This is a genomic window from Pseudomonas sp. LBUM1656 (genome assembly GCF_059716065.1).
This window is the reverse complement of record NZ_CP166800.1, coordinates 3,938,670-3,956,181: the sequence shown is the minus strand read 5'-3', so window position 1 is coordinate 3,956,181 and position 17,512 is coordinate 3,938,670. Positions and strand designations below refer to the sequence as shown.

The following is a 17,512-nucleotide window of genomic DNA, read 5'->3' as shown; positions in this document are numbered from 1 at the left end:
CTCAGATCTCGTGGCGCAAATGGAAGGATTTGGCTCGGGTCAGGTGTTCGTAACCCAGGCGCGACAGGGTCACGCCGCGTCCGCTGTTTTTCACGCCGGTCCAGGCCAGGGCCGGGTCGAGGTAATCGCAGCGGTTCATGAACACGGTGCCGGTGTCGATCTCGTTGCCCAGGCGTTCGGCGGCGGCGAGGTCCTGGGTCCAGATGGAAGCGCTGAGCCCGAATTCGCTGTCGTTCATCAAGGCAATGGCTTCGTCATCACCGGCCACCGGCATGATGCCGACCACCGGGCCAAAACTTTCCTCGCGCATCACCGACATGTGATGAGTGACATCGACCAGCACCTGCGGCGCGAGGTAGGCGCTGCCCGGCGCGTCGAAGGGAAAGGCCTTCGGATCGATCAATGCCTTGGCGCCCTTGGACAGCGCATCGGCAATCTGTCCACGGACGAATTCAGCCGCGCCCGGGTTCACCAGCGGACCGAGTGTGGTGGCTTCATCCAGTGGATTGCCCAGCACGTATTGATTCGTGAGTGCGACGAAACGCTCGACAAAGGCCGGGTAGATGTTTGCATCGACATAGATCCGTTCGATGGCGCAGCAGCTTTGCCCGGAGTTGAAGAAGCTGCCGTCCACCAGGTTTTCCACCGCGTGGTCGAGGTTGGCGTCTGCGCGGACGTAGGCCGGGTCTTTGCCGCCGAGTTCCAGGCCCAGGCCGAGGAAGCGGCCCGTGGCGGCGGTTTCCATGGCCTTGCCGGCGTCGACCGAGCCGGTGAAGTTCACTTGGTGCACGCGGCCGGAGGCAATGATCTCCCCGGTTTGGCGATGATCGAGCAGCAGGTTCTGGAACAAACCTTCCGGCAGATTGGCGCGGCGAAACGCTTCGGCGAACCGTTCACCCACCAGCAGCGTTTGCGAGGCGTGTTTGAGGATGACGCTGTTGCCGGCCATCAACGCCGGAATGATCGTATTCACTGCCGTCAGATAGGGATAATTCCACGGCGCGACGACCAGCACCGTACCGAGCGGCTCACGTTTGATATGCCGTCGAAAACCGGCGACAGGCGTCGGTTCAACTGCTGCCAACGCTTCAGGCGCAATGGCGATCATATGCCGGGCACGCTCTTCGAAACCGCGCAGTTCGCCCGCGCCAAAGTGCACGGGTCGGCCCATCTGCCAGGCCAGTTCCGGGACGATCTCGTCCTTCATGGCCAGCATCGCGTCCACCGCAGCGCTGCAAAAAGCGGCGCGTTCGTTCAGTGGTCGGAGCTTCCATTGCACCTGGGCGGCAGCGGCAGCCGCCAGCGCCTGCTCGACTTGCGTGGCATCGGCACAGCGACGTTCGACATAGACCCGGCCATCGACCGGTGAAATGAGTTGAATCGTTGCAGTCATGATGGCGGTCTCAATAGCGCTCGAAACCGCGCTGCAGTTCCCAGTCGGTGATGCGCCGGTCGTACTCTTTCTGCTCCCATTCGGCGGTGTGCACGTAGTGGTCGATCACTTCATCACCGAACGCTTCACGCAGCATCGTTGAGTTCTGAAGTGCGGCGCTGGCTTCGCGCAGGGTTTTCGATACTTCCGGCAAGTGTTCGTCGACGTAGGCATCGCCTTCAAAAGGCGGCACGAGGTTGAGTTTCTCGTCGATACCGGCCAGCCCCGCAGCGATCAAGGCCGCGAAGGCCAGATAAGGGTTGAGGTCGGCGCCGCCGATGCGGCATTCGATGCGGATGGATTTGCTGCTTTCTGCGCACAGACGAAAGCCTGCGGTGCGATTGTCGCGGCTCCAGACTGCCCGGGTCGGCGCAAACGTACCGGCCTGAAAACGCTTGTAGGAATTGATATAGGGCGCGAGAAAGCAGGTGATGTCGTTGGCATATTTGAGCTGCCCGGCCACCCAGGCGCGCATCAGTTTCGACATGCCGAACTCAGCCTTGGCGTCGAAGAACAGCGGCTTCTTGCCGTTTTTGTCCCACAGCGAATTGTGGATGTGGCTGCTGGAGCCGGCGGCGTCATACCGCCACTTGGCCATGAACGTGATCGCCTTGCCCTGCAGCTGCGCGATCTCTTTGCAGGCGTGCTTGATGATGACGTGGTGGTCGGCCATGGTCAGCGCGTCGGCGTAGCGAATGTTGATCTCTTCCTGCCCTGGCCCCCATTCACCCTTGGAGTTTTCCACGGGAATGCCGGACGCCTGCAGATGCTTGCGAATCGCCCGCAGCACCGGCTCCTCGCGGGTGGTCTGGAGGATGTTGTAATCCTCGATGTAGTGGCCGGCGGTTTTTGGCTTGTGGTAGTTGCGCTCGTGGATGGCTTCGTAGCTTTCGTCGAACAGATAGAACTCAAGTTCCGAGGCAAACATGCCGGTGTAGCCGCGTTCGCGCAGGCGCTCGATCTGCTTTTTCAGGATCGCCCGCGGGCTGTGCGGCAGGTCGCGCCGATGGTGATGATCGAGCACGTCACACAGCACCAGCGCCGTACACTCGAGCCAGGGCACTCGCCGCAACGTCGACATGTCAGGCTTGAGGACAAAGTCGCCATAGCCTTTGCTCCAACTGGCAGCGGCGTAACCCGGCACGGGTTCCATGTCGATGTCGTCGGCCAGCAGGTAGTTGCAGCAGTGGGTTTCTTCATGGCCGCTGTCGATGAAAAACTCGACCTGGAAGCGCTTGCCGACCAGTCGGCCTTGCATGTCGACCATGCACACCAGAACGGTATCGATCTCGCCGGAGGCGGCAGCACGCTTGAGTTGATCAAAACTGAGGAGGGGCTCGGTCATCACGTAGTCCTGCGTGAATGGGTTGGGCCAGTCTGAAATAGCTGTTGCAGACGCTCTCCAGAAAAACCCAAAACCTGCAGACGCGAGCATCGTGTGCAATAAGCTGCTCTTAGCTTAGCCTACGGTTGCTGAACGCAAGTTTTCTCGCGAGGAGACAAAAAATACCCAGAAAAAAAAGCACACCACCTACCCACGTCTCGAACAGCAACGCCCGGATTACCTGGCTGCCGTAAATTTTTTACGCTTTCTTTACGATCGGTGCTTTTGCCCGCAACGATACTGGGCGCGATTTTTTTGATCGTCCATGCGCCTTGCCTTTCCAATGGCCCTGGCAAACTGTATTGCCCAAGGATGGGATGCACTTCTTCCCCGTAATTCGAGAGAAGCGACCCTTGAGTGAGACAGCGACCGTTGCACACGAAGACTCCCCATCCAAAACGTCAGGAGTGGGCTTGCTCGTCGCCGCTGTCGGAGTGGTTTACGGGGACATTGGCACCAGCCCCCTCTACACGCTGAAAGAAGTATTTTCCGGCCACTACGGTGTCCAGGTAAACCATGACGGCGTGCTCGGTATTCTGTCGCTGATCTTTTGGTCACTGATCTGGGTCGTCTCGATCAAATACGTACTGTTCATCCTGCGTGCCAACAACCAGGGTGAAGGCGGCATCATGGCGTTGACAGCGTTAGCCCGCCGCGCGGCTGCGCCTTATCCGTACATGAGCAAGGTCCTGGTGTTGCTCGGCCTGTTTGGTGCGGCACTTTTTTACGGGGACAGCATGATCACCCCCGCTATTTCAGTGCTCTCTGCAGTTGAAGGCCTTCAGCTGGCGTTTGACGGGATAGAGCACTGGGTCGTGCCCTTGTCAGTGGTCGTGTTGGTGGCGCTGTTCTTGATACAGAAACATGGCACGGCTCGAATCGGTATCCTGTTCGGCCCTGTCATGGTGCTGTGGTTTGTGGTGTTGGGTGCACTCGGTGTCTACGGTATTTTGCAGCGCCCCGAAGTCCTGCAAGCGCTTAACCCCGCCTGGGCCGTGCAATTTTTCGTGGTTCATCCGGGAATGGGTGTAGCGATTTTGGGCGCTGTCGTGTTGGCACTGACCGGTGCTGAGGCGCTGTATGCCGACATGGGCCACTTTGGTCGTAAACCGATTTCTCGTGCCTGGTTCATTCTGGTGTTGCCAGGGTTGGTACTCAATTATTTTGGCCAGGGAGCCTTGATCCTGGGCAACCCGGAGGCGGTGCGCAATCCGTTCTACCTTCTGGCTCCCGAGTGGGCACTGCTGCCGATGGTCGCGCTCTCCACGCTGGCTACCATCATCGCGTCTCAAGCCGTGATCTCTGGTGCTTTTTCCCTGACGCGCCAGGCCATCCAGTTAGGGTACGTCCCCCGCATGTTCATCCAGCACACTTCGAGCAAGGAGCAGGGGCAAATTTACATCGGCACGGTTAACTGGGCGTTGATGGTCGGTGTTGTGTTGCTGGTGATCGGCTTCGAGTCGTCCAGTGCCTTGGCCGCTGCTTATGGGGTCGCTGTGACGGGCACCATGTTGATCACCACCATTCTGTCTTCGGCGGTCGTCCTGCTTCTTTGGAAAACGCCGCGCTGGCTGGCCATCCCGATGCTGCTCGGATTTTTGCTGGTAGACGGTCTGTACTTCGCCGCCAATGCGCCGAAGATTTTTCAGGGAGGTGCGTTTCCGGTGATCGCCGGCATTGGCCTGTTCATCTTGATGACCACCTGGAAGCGAGGGCGAAAAATCATCGTCGAGCGGTTGGACGAGACCGCGCTGCCTCTGCCGTTGTTCATCAGCAGCATTCGTTCGCAGCCGCCGCATCGGGTGCAGGGTACGGCGGTTTTTCTGACGGCCAGGGCCGATGCGGTTCCGCATGCGCTACTGCACAATCTGCTGCATAACCAGGTTTTGCACGAGCAGGTGGTATTGCTGACCGTGGTGTCCGAAGACAGTCCTCGGGTGACTGCCGATCGACGGTTTGAGGTTGAAGCCTATGGCGAAGGGTTCTTCCGAGTCAGTCTGCACTTCGGTTTCATGGAGGAGCCCGATGTACCGGCGGCCTTGAATCTTTGTCACTTGAATGAGCTGGATTTCAGCCCGATGCGCACGACCTATTTCCTCAGCCGGGAGACGGTGATCCCCACCAAGCGCATGGGTATGGCGCGCTGGCGAGAAAGTCTGTTCGCGTTCCTGCTGAAAAACGCCAACAGCAACCTGAAATACTTCAGATTGCCGCTAAACAGGGTGATTGAACTGGGGACTCAGGTGGAGATGTAAGGACAAACAAGGAAGCGAACGTGGTCAGCTCACTCACAGAGTTTCTTTGAGTGTCTTGAGGTGCTGATTGAGCTGACCATTGGCAAGCAACTGTACAACCTGAGCAGCTCGCTGGACGCTATTACCCGGCCTATGGCATCGTCGAAAAAATACGTCGCACAGCGAACAGGATCAAAAACGATGGAGGAGGGTGATGAGGTCGTTGCCAATCCGGCAATGGCAACGCTAAAGGCGTTTAATCTTTGCGTGCTGCACCTGGGTAGGCTTGCTCGGGAGCGTGGCTCATCCCAGTTCATCGCCGAAGGCCTGCAAGCGTTCCGCCAACTGGTGCCCTTTGCGTCGGCGTGGTGGGGCGAGATGTCGGCATCAGCCGTCAACGCACCGCCTAAAAGCTGGATGCACGGGCGCATCAACCTGCCCGAATCGTTTGCCGCCGAATGGCACAAGAGCGCGGGCCGCGACAAATTCTCCCATGACACCCTGAGTCAACCTGGTGAGGTCGTGCGCGAAAGCGGCTTCACTGACCCCGATGAAGCGGTGGAGGCGTTTGCTCGGCGCCACGATCTCTTTCACCCGATGTGCATCACCTTCGAGTTGCCCGAAAGTGGCTTGATGTTTTTTGTCTGCCTCTATCGTGGCATGGACGCTCCGGCGTTCAGCGACAGCGAGGCCGCGTTGTTTTCGGCGTTCTGCGATCACCTGTTGCAACTGTGGCGGTTCCAGGTGCAAGACATGATCCGCAGCGACACCGGCAACGGCGCCACCGACTTCGGCGTGGCGCGCCTGGACGGCAGTCTGCTGTACGTGGGCGCCAGCCTGTGCGCCGCCATTCAGCGCGAGTTGCCCGGGTGGAGCGGTTCGATGCTGCCGGCTGAGGTGATCGAGCAACTGCCAAAGGCCCCGTGTGTGATGCGCCTTGGCCGGTGTGCGTTGACGCTGAGTCCGAACGCGGAGCATGTGATTCTGTCGCTCGAAGCGCAGTCGCGCGCGGCGGTGCTCCCGCCACGGGAGCGCACGGCGGCGATGCTGTTTGCGGCCGGTCATTCCTATAAAGAGATTGCGAAAATCCTGACCTTGAGCCCGGCGACCGTGCGCACCTATCTGCGCAACTGCTACTTGCAGCTTGGCGTGAAAAGCAAGGTGGAGCTGGGTTCTGTCCTGCGGGACGCATCGCGCCGCGATTAACTCCTCCCATCTCCCCCACTCAAATGCAGTCCCATGTGGGAGCGGGCTTGCTCGCGAAAGCGGTGTATCAATCAACATCAATGTTGAATGTGATGGCCCCTTCGCGAGCAAGCCCGCTCCCACAGGGGGAAATTGTTGCTGGGCTATTTGTGTTGCCCCTCCTCATTTGTGGAGGTCCCCCCTACGGCGGCGTTCTATAGGGTATGCCCTGCATATCAGGGGCTTGCGCGGCAGTCTGTCCGGGCCACTTCCAAAACTATAAGAACAGAGGTGAGGCAGTTGAAATTTTCCAGGCTGTTTATCGCGGTTGCTTCCACTACGGCACTTGCTTCCATGACGCTCGTGGGGTGTCAGACCCAAGGTACGAAGCCCGCCGACAGGGTGATGCGCAACGGCTACGTCTACACCGTCGATGGCCAGAATTCCGTGCAGCAGGCGATTGCCGTGACGGGCGGGAAGATCGTCTATGTCGGCAGCGATGAAGGGGTTGCCAAGTACATCGGCAAACAGACCCAGCTGATCGATCTGGCCGGACGCATGCTGATGCCGGGCTTCATTGATGCGCACATGCACCCGGGGGACGGCGGCCGTGCCATGACCTTGTGCGACCTGAAGTACCAGACGATGACGCGCAAGGTGTTCCAGGAAGCCATTCAAGCGTGCCTGGATGCCGACAAGGACAAAGGCCCCGATGTCTGGCTCGAAGTGGGCAGTTGGGATCGCATGGGCATGGACGGGCTCGATGGCGATCCGGATAAATCGACGCTGGACGCGCTCAAGACCCAGCGCCCGATCCAGGTTCGTTCCACTGACTTCCATACCGTGCTGGTCAACTCCCGCGGCCTGGCCGTGGCCGGCATCAACAAAAACACCGCCAATCCGAGCGACGGCAAATACGTGCGTGACAGCGCCGGCAACCCGAACGGCATCTGCGAGGACGGCGCTGCCGATGCCATGGCCGCCGTGGTGCCGCCCGCCACCGACGCCGAAAAACTCAACCAGACCCGCGCCGCGCTCGACGCGATGCGCGAACAAGGCATCACCAGTTTCTTTGACGCAATGTCGAGCCCCGAGATTGGCAAAGCCTTGACCAGCCTGCAGCAGTCGGGCGAGCTGACGGCGCGGGCCTTGCTGGCAATCAAACTGGACCCGGCCGCCGCCGCGGCAGACCCGACAAAAACCATCGCGGATGCCAAGGCATTGGCCAGCACCTACGATCAGGGCGACGCCAAACCCGCGCCGGGTGTGAGCATGCGCCACGTCAAATTGTTCATGGACGGCATCATCAATGCGCCGGCGGACACCGGGGCAATGCTCACGCCGTACTTGCACAATGCCGGAACCGATAAGGCACCGAAATGGACAGCGGGCAAGAACGTCGGTGAGCTGTATTTCCCGCCGCAAGTACTTAAACCGTTGCTGTTGCAAGCCGTGCAGGCCGGCCTCGATCCGCACCTTCACGCCACCGGAGACCGCGCGGTGCGCGACTCGTTGAACGGCATTGAATACGTGCGTCAGCAGTTGCCCGGCAATGGTTTTCGCCCGGCCATTACGCACAATGAGTCCGTGGACCCGGCCGACTATCCACGCTTCAAGGCACTCGACGTGACCGCCAACATGTCCTTCCAATGGGCTCAGCAGGCACCGTCTACGGTCGATGGAACCAACGAGCACCTGGGTGCCCAGCGTTTTGCTCGCATGGAGCCGTCGGGCAGCATCGCCCTTGCCGGCGGCCGCGTGGCGTATGGCAGCGATTGGCCTGTCGACCCGCTCGACGAATTCCTCGCGTTGAAGATCGGCGTCACCCGCTCTGGTGACCCGCAGAACCCCCACAGCTACGGCCCCAAGTACGCTGGCCGGCTGAATGCCGACCCGGCGCTGTCGCGCACGGAGGTGCTGCGTACCATCACCATCAACGCCGCCGAGCAGCTGAAACTGGACGCGGTGGTCGGCTCGGTGGAAGTGGGCAAGTTTGCTGACCTGATCGTGCTGGACAAGAACTTCATGCAAGTGCCCGAGGATGAGTTGGCGCGCAATAACGTGTTGCTGACCATGGTGGGTGGCAAGGTTGTGTGGGCGAAGGCGCCATTCGTGGGGCTTCAACAGCGGCCGGCTCAAGTTGCTGCGCTGAATACCGAACTACAAAAATAAAAACACCGTCAGCCCCAATGCCAACCAGCTAAGCCGTAACGCAACCTGTAGCAGCTGGCGAAGCCTGCGTTCGGCTGCGAAGCAGTCGTAAATCCTGAATACGCGGTTTTCCTGATACACCGCGTCGTCTGATTTCACGGCTGCTGCGCAGCCGAACGCAGGCTGCGCCAGCTGCTACAAAGAGTGTGTCGTTGCACAAATGCCCAGCGAGTTGACATTGCCGTCTACCAATAACAAGAGAACACCGCAATGACCCAACAACGAAGTCCCCTGATCGAGACCCGTTCGATCGATTACATCCCCGAGGCCGAGCGTCATGGCAGCCTCTACAGCCAGTTCACCCTGTGGCTCGGCGCCAACCTGCAAATCACCGCCATCGTCACCGGCGCACTGGCGGTGGTGCTGGGTGGAGACGTGTTCTGGTCACTCATCGGCTTGCTGATCGGCCAAGTGCTCGGCGGCGCGGTCGTGGCCTTGCACGCCGCCCAAGGGCCCAAACTCGGGCTGCCGCAGATGATCTCCAGCCGTGTTCAGTTCGGGGTCTATGGGGCGGCGATTCCGATTGTGCTGGTGTGCCTGATGTACCTCGGTTTCAGCGCAACCGGCGCGGTCCTGTCGGGGCAGGCGATTGCCCAGTTGATCCATGTCAGCGACAGCGCCGGCATCCTGATCTTCGCCGCGTGCATCGCGTTCCTGACGATCTTCGGCTATCGGGTCATCCACCTGGTCGGACGGGTGGCCAGCGTGCTGGGCATCATTGCCTTTGCCTACCTGTTTACCCGGCTGATGACGCTCAACGATATCGGCCTGTTGCTGGAAAATCGTCACTTCGGCTGGAGCACCTTCCTGCTGGCCGTGTCGCTGTCCGCGTCCTGGCAAATCGCTTTTGGCCCTTATGTGGCTGACTACTCACGCTACTTGCCGAGCAAAACCTCGTCCTGGAAGACCTTTGCTGCCGTTGGCCTGGGGACCGTGCTCGGCGCCCAGGCGTCCATGGTGCTGGGCGTGTTTGCCGCAGCGTTGGCCGGCGTGAATTTCCGCGGTCATGAAGTGGCAACCATCGTCGGCCTGGGCAGCACCGGGGTGATGGCTTCGCTGCTGTACCTGAGCGTGGTGTTCGGCAAAGTCACGGTGTCGACGCTCAACGCGTATGGCAGCTTCATGTGCGTGGCCACGATCATCAGTGGCTTTCGCAGCCGTCTCGACATCACCGCCCGCCAGCGCATGGTGTTTGTGCTGTTGATTGTCGCGGCGTCCACCACGCTGGCGCTGCTCGGTCAGTACTCGTTCCTCAACTCGTTCAAGTACTTCATCCTGTTTCTGCTGACCTTCTTCACGCCGTGGAGCGCGATCAACCTGGTGGATTACTACTTCATCAACAAGGAGCGCTATGACATTGCGGCCTTGTCGGACCCGGCAGGCTGTTATGGTCGCTGGAACGTGCGCGGGATCAGCGTGTATGTCATCGGCGTATTGATTCAGTTGCCTTTCGTCGACACCCATTTCTACTCCGGACCGATGGTTGCACAGCTCGGCGGTGTCGATATTTCCTGGATCGTCGGGCTGGTGGTGCCGGGCATTCTCTACTACCTGCTGGCGAGAACATCAGCGGTGGCGGTGTTGCCTGAGCAGCCCTCAAAGGCCTGAATCAAGGACTTACAAAGTGAATGCGCCGGTCACCGGCATGTCTTGAAGCGTCTCCTATACTGATCCGCGTTGACAGGTTCAACACAGATCTTGAACGCCGTTGGAACCGCGACTCGCGTTCCGACGGCTTCCCTAAGCACTCATAGTCAGGAGAACGATCATGACCATCCGCATTGGCGACGAAGCACCGGACTTTACCGTCGAAAGCACCGAAGGCACGCTGCATTTCCATGAGTGGATCGGCGACAAGTGGGCGATTCTGTTCTCGCACCCCAAGGATTTCACCCCGGTGTGCACCACTGAACTCGGTTACATGGCAGGGCTCAAGCCGGAGTTCGACAAACGTAACACCAAGGTTGTCGGGCTCAGCGTCGACCCCGTCAGCAATCATGCAAGCTGGGCCAAGGACATCGAGGAAACCCAGGGGCATGCGGTCAACTACCCCATGATCGGCGACGAGAACCTGGTGGTGGCCAAGCTCTACGACATGATCCATCCGAATGCCAGCGGCGGCGCACGCACTGCCGTGGACAACGCCACGGTGCGTTCGGTGTTCATCATCGGGCCGGACAAAAAGGTCAAGGCGATGCTGATCTATCCGATGAGTGCCGGGCGCAACTTCGATGAAGTGCTGCGTTTGCTCGATGCGCTGCAATTGAACGCCAAACACACCGTTGCCACACCGGTTAACTGGCGCCCGGGTGAAGATGTGATCATTCCGACTTCCGTCTCTGACGAGGACGCGAAGAAGAAATACCCCGATGGTTTCAAGACGGTGAAACCTTATTTGCGCACGGTGGCGCAACCGAAGTAACCCATACGGAGACCCAAGCATGGCCGTCAAAGTCTTGCGCGTCGACGCAACGCACATCGATAAAATCGCCAGCCTTTTCGACGCTTATCGAGGCTTCTACGGCCAGCCTTCGAACTTGCCGCAGTCCCGGGATTTCATCGCCGAACGCATCGCCCGGGATGAATCCGTGATCTTTTTCGCATCGGACTCCACCGGTGATGCGCTGGGATTCGTCCAGTTGTACCCGACGTTTTCCTCCATCGATGCCCACCGTACCTGGCTCCTCAGCGACCTGTTCACCGCCCCCGAGGCCCGGGGGCAGGGCGTGGGGAGGTTACTGATGGACGCTGCCCGGGACTTTGCACTATCGACCGGCGCCAAGGGCATGGTGCTGGAAACCGCCACGGATAATTTCACGGCGCAACGGTTGTATGAGTCGCTGGGTTACGTGCGCGACCCGGGTTATTACACCTACTGCCTCGATCTGAAGCAGGGCTGACCAAGTCCCGGCGAACAGCACCATCCGCAACACCAACATTCCTGTAGCAGCTGCCGAGCAGCGCGAGGCTGCGTTCGGCGACGCAGTCGTCGTAAAACCTGAGCACGACTTCATCCTGATGCACCACGCGTCCTGATTTCACGACACTGCGTCGCCGAACGCAGCCTCGCGCTGCTCGACAGCTGCTACAGAAGCTCCGAGCTAACCAGCTGGACCGTAGTGATCCATCAACGCTGCGGCAACTTCCAGCGCTCGCGAAATTGCTCATATTGCCCCTCAGGCATCTGCACCAACACCGGAGACTCACGCGGATCCAGCCACTCGAACAACCGCGAAATATCCCCCTGATCCATCGCCGTACACCCCAACGTAGGCGAGTCAGGCCCCCGCCAGATATGGAAAAAAATGCACGAACCTGAACCCGAGGTCGCCGGCGTGTTGTGTTCGATGAAGATGCCTTTGCGATAACCATCCTCTTTGCGCATCTGCTCTGAACTGTTCCAGTCCTTGGCCATCGCTGCGCCCTCGACGAGCTCGTTGTAGTGCTCGGACTTGCTGTCATCCACGCATTCGGTGGTCGATGTCAGCGCGAGATAAGGCAGTTTTGTATCTCCCGTTGTGTCGTAACCAAACGCAGTCCCGAGTTTGAAGAGACCGGCAGGCGCTTTCCCGTCTCCTTCACGTTTGACCGGTCCTTCACCAGGTTCAACGTTGCCCAAACCCTTGCCCCAGGCCATCCCGTGCTTGCCGACGACCACTGCAAACCCGTCACCGACTTTTCGAAAGCTTCCCCCAACTCGCTCATAACGCTGGGCAGTGCCCTGAATGTCATCCCAGTTTTTTGTAGTGACCACAATCAGCTGGCGACTGGTGTCCAGCACTTCGCTCGCACTCAGCGGGGTGATGGGAAAATCCATAACGTTCTTCGGCGCTCCCTCACCACCAAAAGTGAAGTGCCACCACTCCTTCGAATACCCGGAAAATCCCTCTTTTTCCATGGCGCTGCTGAGTCGCTGACGGTTTTCCTTTGCGGTCGCGTTGATGGTCGGGTTGGCGGTATGCGCGCGCTCATCGAAGCAGTCGTAGCCGGTGCCCATATCGAGTGCGCCGTCGTGCCAGCGCTGGGCATAAGACGCGGTGCAATCGGCTTGTGGGGCCGAGGGTGTCCAGGTGTCGGCGGGCAGTGCCTTGGGGCCGGTCAGTGTCAAATCGACGGTTGAGCCTCTGGAGTGATTCGATACCCGCGCCACATAGCCCAGTCGCCAGAAGTCCTGCTTGTCCACGCGCGGGTAGAACTCGGCCTTGCGCGGGTCTCCCGGCTCAGTCGCGAAACGGCCCATATCGGCCACCGCACGGCTGGGTCGATAGCAGTCGAACACCTTCAGGCCGTAGCCTTGCTTTTGAAGTGCCTGTTGCACCCGGGCGAGGGCCTGGGCGGTGTCCAGCGACAGCAGGCACTCGGCAGCGGCGTAACCGTCGAGCGAATGTCCGGTGAAGTTGTGGGCGCTGGCGTAGCGGATGTCTTGCTCGATGGTGGGGTCAATCGTGCGCAGGTAGACCATGTGTTCTGGCCTTGGCTCGGCACTGGCGATGCCAGGAACAATCAGGCTCAGCAACAGCAGTGATCGCAGCCACGGGCGGCGGCGCGATTGAACCGGGAATGGCAGCGAGGAGGGCATACGAACCTTCAGGTTTAAGCGCATGAAGTTGTTGTCCGGAGAACACTTCAAACGGATCTTAAACCATGACTGCCAATTTCTGGCTGATTCATGTCTGGCATCAGGCATTACGCTGCAAAAACGAAGGCGCCCTCGATGCTATCGCGGGCGCCAGGTTAAGGTGGGGTCTTCAGGCCACCGGAATCATCGGGTCAGCCGCGGCCAGGGCGGTGGCGCGATCAGCTGCCGGCGGGTAGATCCACTGGGTGTTGATCTGCGTCTTGAGCTCCTTGGCTTCGTTCTTGACCAGTTTGAGCTGGCGATCCCAGCCTTCGGTGAACACCGCGCCCCAGGCACCCAGGTCAAGGCAGGTCACGTACTTCGGCTGACGGTAAGGGGTTGGCGCGACGCCCAGCAGATCCGCGGCAACGTTATTCCCGGCGTGACGGCCAAGGGCGATCGCATGCTGGCACGACATCGCGGCGAAGTTGCCAAGGTTGTCGGTCGCAGCATAGGCGACGTCGCCGGCGGCATAGACATGCTTCTGGCCCAACACTTTCAGGTTTTCGTCGACGTGCAGGCGCCCTTGTGGATCGCGATCGCTGGTCAGATGTTCGGTCAGCGGGCTGGCGCGGAAACCGACGGTCCAGATCACCGTTTGGGCCTCGATGTGACGGCCATCGGCGAGGGTAACGCCGTTGGCGTCCACCGCCGCAACACTGGCGTTGACGACCCATTCGACGCCCAGGTGTTCGGACGCTTCGATGATGGATGGACGAATCCCGTCACCCATCGTCGCGCCGATCTGCGGCGCACGGTCGACAATAATCACGCGCACGTCCTGATCGTCACCGAGTACGGCCCGCAGGCGTGCCGGCATCTCTGTGCCCGTCTCGATCCCGGTAAAGCCGCCACCGGCGACCACCACCGTGTTGCGGGCAACGCTGTACGGCCGGTCCTTCAGGGATTTGATGTGGTTTTCCAAACGCACGGCGGCTTCGATCTGGTCCACGTCGAAGGAGTGCTCGGCAAGGCCAGGTACTGCTTTCGGACGGGCCAACTGGCTGCCGGCCGCCAGCACCAGACGGTCGTAGCTCAACGCCCCCTCGCGACCCGCTTCATCGCGGTAGCTGACGGTCTTTGTCTGCTCGTCGATGCCCTCGGCCATGCCTTTGACGAAACGTATGCCCACCGAGTCGAACAGTGCGTCCAGCGGTGCGAACATCTTGTGCACGTCGACTTCGTAGAAGCGGGGGCGGATGCGCAATTCCGCCTGAGGGGCCAACAGGGTGATGTCCACGTCGTTACGGTCATGCATGTCCAGCAGACGCGCGGCGCTCAATGCACTCCATACACCACCGAACCCCGCGCCGATAACCAGAATTTGCTGTTTCATGATTTGTTCCTGAAAAGAAGTGGTCAATAGTCTTGAAGGTGTTCTTCAAGTTGGCGGGACGGCAGTCGTCCGCTGTGAGTGCATGGTATGGACGGATTCTGCCGGGCGCACTTCTACATCGGTTCAGCAAAGTCATACTTCAGTAGGCGAAAGATATACCAACGTATACCCCGCTAAAACTTAAGTGTTGAAGTCTCAGGGCAACTACGGGCATACCCACGTACAAGGGGCGTAACTATCAAGCACCCACCGGCCCGATCCATTTCGTCACCGTCGGCGCTTGCCACTGCTCAAGTGCATCGATCAGCGCCGCAGGGTCGGTGTTGAAGATCAGCATTTCGCTGTGTTCGGTCTTCATGAAACCTTCGCTCACCGCATGGTTGAGCAGGCTGCGTACGGGGTTGAAAAAGTCGCCGATGTTCAGGCAGGCAACGCCTTTGTGATGTTCACCCAACTGGGTTAGTGTCGCCGCTTCAAATAACTCCTCAAATGTCCCCAGGCCTCCCGGCAGTGCAATGAATGCATCTGCCGACTCGCTCATGCGCGTTTTGCGGGTGCGCATGTCTGGTGTTATTTCATGGCGAGTCAGTCCCGGATGAAGATGCCCGAGGTCGTACAGCAGGCGAGTGATGATGCCGACGACTTCACCGCCCTCGGCGAGCACGGTGTCAGCCATGACACCCATCAAACCCTTGTCGGTACCGCCATAGACCAGTTGCAGGCCGCGTTTGGCGATTTCCCGGCCCAAGGCTTGAGCGCCTTGAAGATAGTCGGGGTTGAAGCCGTAGTTGGAGCCAGAGAACACCGCAATGCTGCGAAGTGGGGAAGGTGTGGGCATTTTGATCGTCCCGCAGAGATAAATGTCGCCGAATCCTGCGTGCACTTGGACCGGTGAAAAAGAGCCAAGAACAGGCTATTTGAATGGGCCATCCGACCCGTTTACAGCAACTCGAGAATGCGTTTGCCCAGTTGTTCGGCACTGTCCTGCGACTGAATGTTGGCGAACCCAAGCAGCAGCCCGGAGCTCGCCGGGCCGCTGAAGCTCCAGTCCGACAAGGCTTCTGCGTAAATCCCCGCCTGTTGCAGGCGCTCGACCAGCCAACGATCGGATTGGGGTTCCGTCAGTCGCAGAACCAGGTGCATGCCGCCCGGCTGGGCATCTATGCGGATGTGTTCGCCCAAGGCTTTCTTGAGCCCGCGCACGGTGGCCTCCCGGCGTTCGCCGTAGAGCTTGCGCATGCGCTGAATATGCCGGGCGAAATGGCCCTCGGTCACAAACGTGGCGACGATGGCCTGGGTGAGCTCCGGACAACCGCCGAGGAACGTCTCGCTGACGTGTTCGAAGCGCTCGACCTGGGCTTCAGGAACCACCACGTAAGCCAGGCGGATGCCAGGAAACAACACCTTGCTGAACGTGCCGCAATAGAGCACCCGACCCTCGCGGTCCAGGCTTTTGAGTGCTGGCAGCGGGCGACTGATGTAACGGTACTCGCCGTCGTAATCGTCTTCGACGATCCAGGCGTGTTGCCGGCTCGCCCACTCCAGCAGCGCCAGGCGCCGTGGCAACGACAGCGACACGCACAGCGGACTTTGATGGGCCGGGGTGACGACGGCGGCACGCGCGCCTTTGTCCAGACCTTGCGCGACCTGCATGCCGTCCTGGTCGACCGGGACGGGGGCCACTTCGATTTGCAGATGCGCCAGCAATTGCCGGGTGGGCAGGTAGCCAGGGTCTTCAACCAGCACACGGTCCCCCGGTTTGAGGAGCGCGTGGGTGATCAGCGACAGAGAGTTGCGGTACCCCGAGGTAATGAACACCTGGGCGGGCGAGCAGGTAATGCCCCGGGCGACTTGCAGGTAGGTGGCGATCGCGATGCGCAACGATTCCAGGCCATAGACCGACGGATTGGCCATGTCCTGGATCTGCGTGGCGCGCACGCAGCGGGCGCCGATTTGCGCCCAGATTTTCCGGGGAAAGGCGTCAAGCGCGGGCAGGGCCATTTGAAAGGGCAGCACCTGCGCCTTGTGCCTGATTGCGCTGCTGCCGGCTGAGCTGAAGGTTCGCTCCGTGGGGGAAGAGGGCGCACTTGCCTTGATGCCTGGCGCCACGACCGTGCCCGCCTGGCCGCGGGCCTGAATATAGCCTTCGGCGGTCAGGAGTGAATACGCGGTGTCGACGGTGCCCCTGGCCAGTCCGAGTTCCTTGGCCAATGCCCGGGCCGCGGGAATCCGCTCTCCGGGGGCGAGCAAACCGTCAGCAATCGCACCGCGGAACCGCCAGTAGATCTGCCGATAGATCGGCTCGCTGGAGCTGGGGTCGAGCGGTGAAAAGCTGTTGATCTGATGGGCCATGGCCTCGCCGATATCCTGGTTATTTTGGATTCAGGAGATTCAGCCTGATGACAAGTCATCACTGCAAGGAAAAATGCGCGTGCAGTGCTTGATCTGCCTTGCTCCTGGCCTCGGCCACGACCTCCGGACCCAAGGCTGTGCCTTCAACAGAGAAGAACGTTAGTGCATGCAGTCCGATCATGCCCAGAACGGCTTTCAGATACGGCGTCAGAAAGTCCGGTTGGCGCGGGTTGACCCCGGTAAATCTGCCGCCCGAGGACACCGCGATAAAGACCGGACGATCGCGCAGCAGGCTGGTTTTACCTTGCGCGCCGACATTGAAGGTGCGGCGAACGCGAGCGATGTGATCGATCCAGACTTTCAGGGCCGCCGGTACGGTGAAGTTGTGCATGGGCGTTGCAATGACCACGACATCGGCACTGTCCAGTTCTTCAATCAGCTCGTCCGAGAGGGCGATGGAACCTTCCCGAGTGACATCTTCCGACGACTGTTGGGACTGTGCGTATTGCTCATCGACCTGCGCGATGGCATTACCCGCCACAACCCGGTTGATGACCGTTGCCGTTGCATCGTTCTTCAGCAGAAAACCAAGAATGTTGTTGGAAAGTCTGTAGCTCTCGGAAGCCTGGCCGCGAGGGCTGCAAGTGACGTGGAGGATTTTCATGATTCACCCGTTTATTAAATGGCGTGGTTGAGGGGAATCATTTTAGGAAGCCCATGACCCATACCAAAGATCCATGAACAGGCTTTTAAGCTGGGC

At 59.8% G+C, this 17,512-nt stretch carries 13 protein-coding genes; 6 read left to right on the top strand and 7 right to left on the bottom strand.

Annotated features, from left to right (window positions below; all coding sequences use genetic code 11):
- Position 1 precedes the first annotated feature (1 nt).
- Together ACA072_RS17930 and ACA072_RS17925 are read right to left on the bottom strand one after the other, a co-directional pair.
- Positions 2 to 1,393 (bottom strand): aldehyde dehydrogenase family protein, encoded by a 1,392-nt coding sequence (locus tag ACA072_RS17930; protein WP_497619530.1) that lies wholly within the window; start codon positions 1,391 to 1,393, stop codon positions 2 to 4.
- A 10-nt stretch (positions 1,394 to 1,403) separates the two neighbouring features.
- Entirely contained in the window at positions 1,404 to 2,777 is a 1,374-nt protein-coding gene (locus tag ACA072_RS17925; protein WP_497619528.1) for a glutamine synthetase family protein, read from the bottom strand.
- A gap of 392 nt (positions 2,778 to 3,169) precedes the next feature.
- Here ACA072_RS17925 and ACA072_RS17920 point away from each other — a divergent pair, with 392 nt between their 5' ends.
- The 6 genes from ACA072_RS17920 (at position 3,170) to ACA072_RS17895 (ending at position 11,346) form a co-directional block, all read left to right on the top strand.
- On the top strand, positions 3,170 to 5,071 hold the full coding sequence (locus tag ACA072_RS17920) for a potassium transporter Kup (protein ID WP_497619526.1): 1,902 nt from the start codon (positions 3,170 to 3,172) through the stop codon (positions 5,069 to 5,071).
- 180 nt (positions 5,072 to 5,251) lie between these two features.
- On the top strand, positions 5,252 to 6,256 hold the full coding sequence (locus ACA072_RS17915) for a helix-turn-helix transcriptional regulator (RefSeq protein ID WP_497619524.1): 1,005 nt from the start codon (positions 5,252 to 5,254) through the stop codon (positions 6,254 to 6,256).
- A 279-nt stretch (positions 6,257 to 6,535) separates the two neighbouring features.
- On the top strand, positions 6,536 to 8,407 hold the full coding sequence (locus ACA072_RS17910; protein ID WP_497619522.1) for an amidohydrolase: 1,872 nt from the start codon (positions 6,536 to 6,538) through the stop codon (positions 8,405 to 8,407).
- Positions 8,408 to 8,656: 249 nt separating this feature from the next.
- Complete coding sequence (locus tag ACA072_RS17905; RefSeq protein WP_497619520.1) at positions 8,657 to 10,054, top strand: purine-cytosine permease family protein; 1,398 nt, start codon at positions 8,657 to 8,659, stop codon at positions 10,052 to 10,054.
- A gap of 160 nt (positions 10,055 to 10,214) precedes the next feature.
- Positions 10,215 to 10,868, top strand: coding sequence for a peroxiredoxin (locus ACA072_RS17900; RefSeq protein WP_403104202.1), 654 nt, complete (start codon positions 10,215 to 10,217; stop codon positions 10,866 to 10,868).
- Positions 10,869 to 10,887: 19 nt separating this feature from the next.
- A complete protein-coding gene (locus ACA072_RS17895) occupies positions 10,888 to 11,346 on the top strand; it encodes a GNAT family N-acetyltransferase (protein ID WP_497619518.1) in 459 nt (152 codons plus the stop codon).
- A 227-nt stretch (positions 11,347 to 11,573) separates the two neighbouring features.
- Here the strand turns inward: ACA072_RS17895 and ACA072_RS17890 are convergent, their stop codons facing one another.
- From ACA072_RS17890 to ACA072_RS17870, 5 genes are all read right to left on the bottom strand, one after another.
- A complete protein-coding gene (locus ACA072_RS17890; RefSeq protein WP_497619516.1) occupies positions 11,574 to 13,049 on the bottom strand; it encodes a M15 family metallopeptidase in 1,476 nt (491 codons plus the stop codon).
- A gap of 145 nt (positions 13,050 to 13,194) precedes the next feature.
- Positions 13,195 to 14,400, bottom strand: a complete 1,206-nt coding sequence (locus ACA072_RS17885; protein ID WP_497619514.1) for an NAD(P)/FAD-dependent oxidoreductase — start codon at positions 14,398 to 14,400, stop codon at positions 13,195 to 13,197.
- 238 nt (positions 14,401 to 14,638) lie between these two features.
- Positions 14,639 to 15,238: an LOG family protein gene (locus ACA072_RS17880; protein ID WP_497619512.1), complete on the bottom strand. Its 600-nt coding sequence runs from the start codon at positions 15,236 to 15,238 to the stop codon at positions 14,639 to 14,641.
- Positions 15,239 to 15,339: 101 nt separating this feature from the next.
- Entirely contained in the window at positions 15,340 to 16,752 is a 1,413-nt protein-coding gene (gene pdxR, locus ACA072_RS17875) for a MocR-like pyridoxine biosynthesis transcription factor PdxR (RefSeq protein ID WP_497619510.1), read from the bottom strand.
- 58 nt (positions 16,753 to 16,810) lie between these two features.
- Positions 16,811 to 17,416 carry an FMN-dependent NADH-azoreductase gene (locus ACA072_RS17870; RefSeq protein ID WP_497619508.1) on the bottom strand — a complete coding sequence of 202 codons (606 nt, stop codon included), beginning with the start codon at positions 17,414 to 17,416 and terminating at the stop codon, positions 16,811 to 16,813.
- Positions 17,417 to 17,512 lie beyond the last annotated feature (96 nt).

Bases quoted from the DNA above. Each gene is read 5' to 3' on its own strand.
- ACA072_RS17930 (WP_497619530.1), bottom strand. From the start codon at position 1,393: ATGACTGCAACGATTCAACTCATTTCACCGGTCGATGGCCGGGTCTAT.
- ACA072_RS17925 (WP_497619528.1), bottom strand. From the start codon at position 2,777: ATGACCGAGCCCCTCCTCAGTTTTGATCAACTCAAGCGTGCTGCCGCC.
- ACA072_RS17915 (WP_497619524.1), top strand. From the start codon at position 5,252: ATGGAGGAGGGTGATGAGGTCGTTGCCAATCCGGCAATGGCAACGCTA.
- ACA072_RS17905 (WP_497619520.1), top strand. From the start codon at position 8,657: ATGACCCAACAACGAAGTCCCCTGATCGAGACCCGTTCGATCGATTAC.
- ACA072_RS17900 (WP_403104202.1), top strand. From the start codon at position 10,215: ATGACCATCCGCATTGGCGACGAAGCACCGGACTTTACCGTCGAAAGC.
- ACA072_RS17895 (WP_497619518.1), top strand. From the start codon at position 10,888: ATGGCCGTCAAAGTCTTGCGCGTCGACGCAACGCACATCGATAAAATC.
- ACA072_RS17890 (WP_497619516.1), bottom strand. From the start codon at position 13,049: ATGCGCTTAAACCTGAAGGTTCGTATGCCCTCCTCGCTGCCATTCCCG.
- ACA072_RS17885 (WP_497619514.1), bottom strand. From the start codon at position 14,400: ATGAAACAGCAAATTCTGGTTATCGGCGCGGGGTTCGGTGGTGTATGG.
- ACA072_RS17880 (WP_497619512.1), bottom strand. From the start codon at position 15,238: ATGCCCACACCTTCCCCACTTCGCAGCATTGCGGTGTTCTCTGGCTCC.
- pdxR (WP_497619510.1), bottom strand. From the start codon at position 16,752: ATGGCCCATCAGATCAACAGCTTTTCACCGCTCGACCCCAGCTCCAGC.
- ACA072_RS17870 (WP_497619508.1), bottom strand. From the start codon at position 17,416: ATGAAAATCCTCCACGTCACTTGCAGCCCTCGCGGCCAGGCTTCCGAG.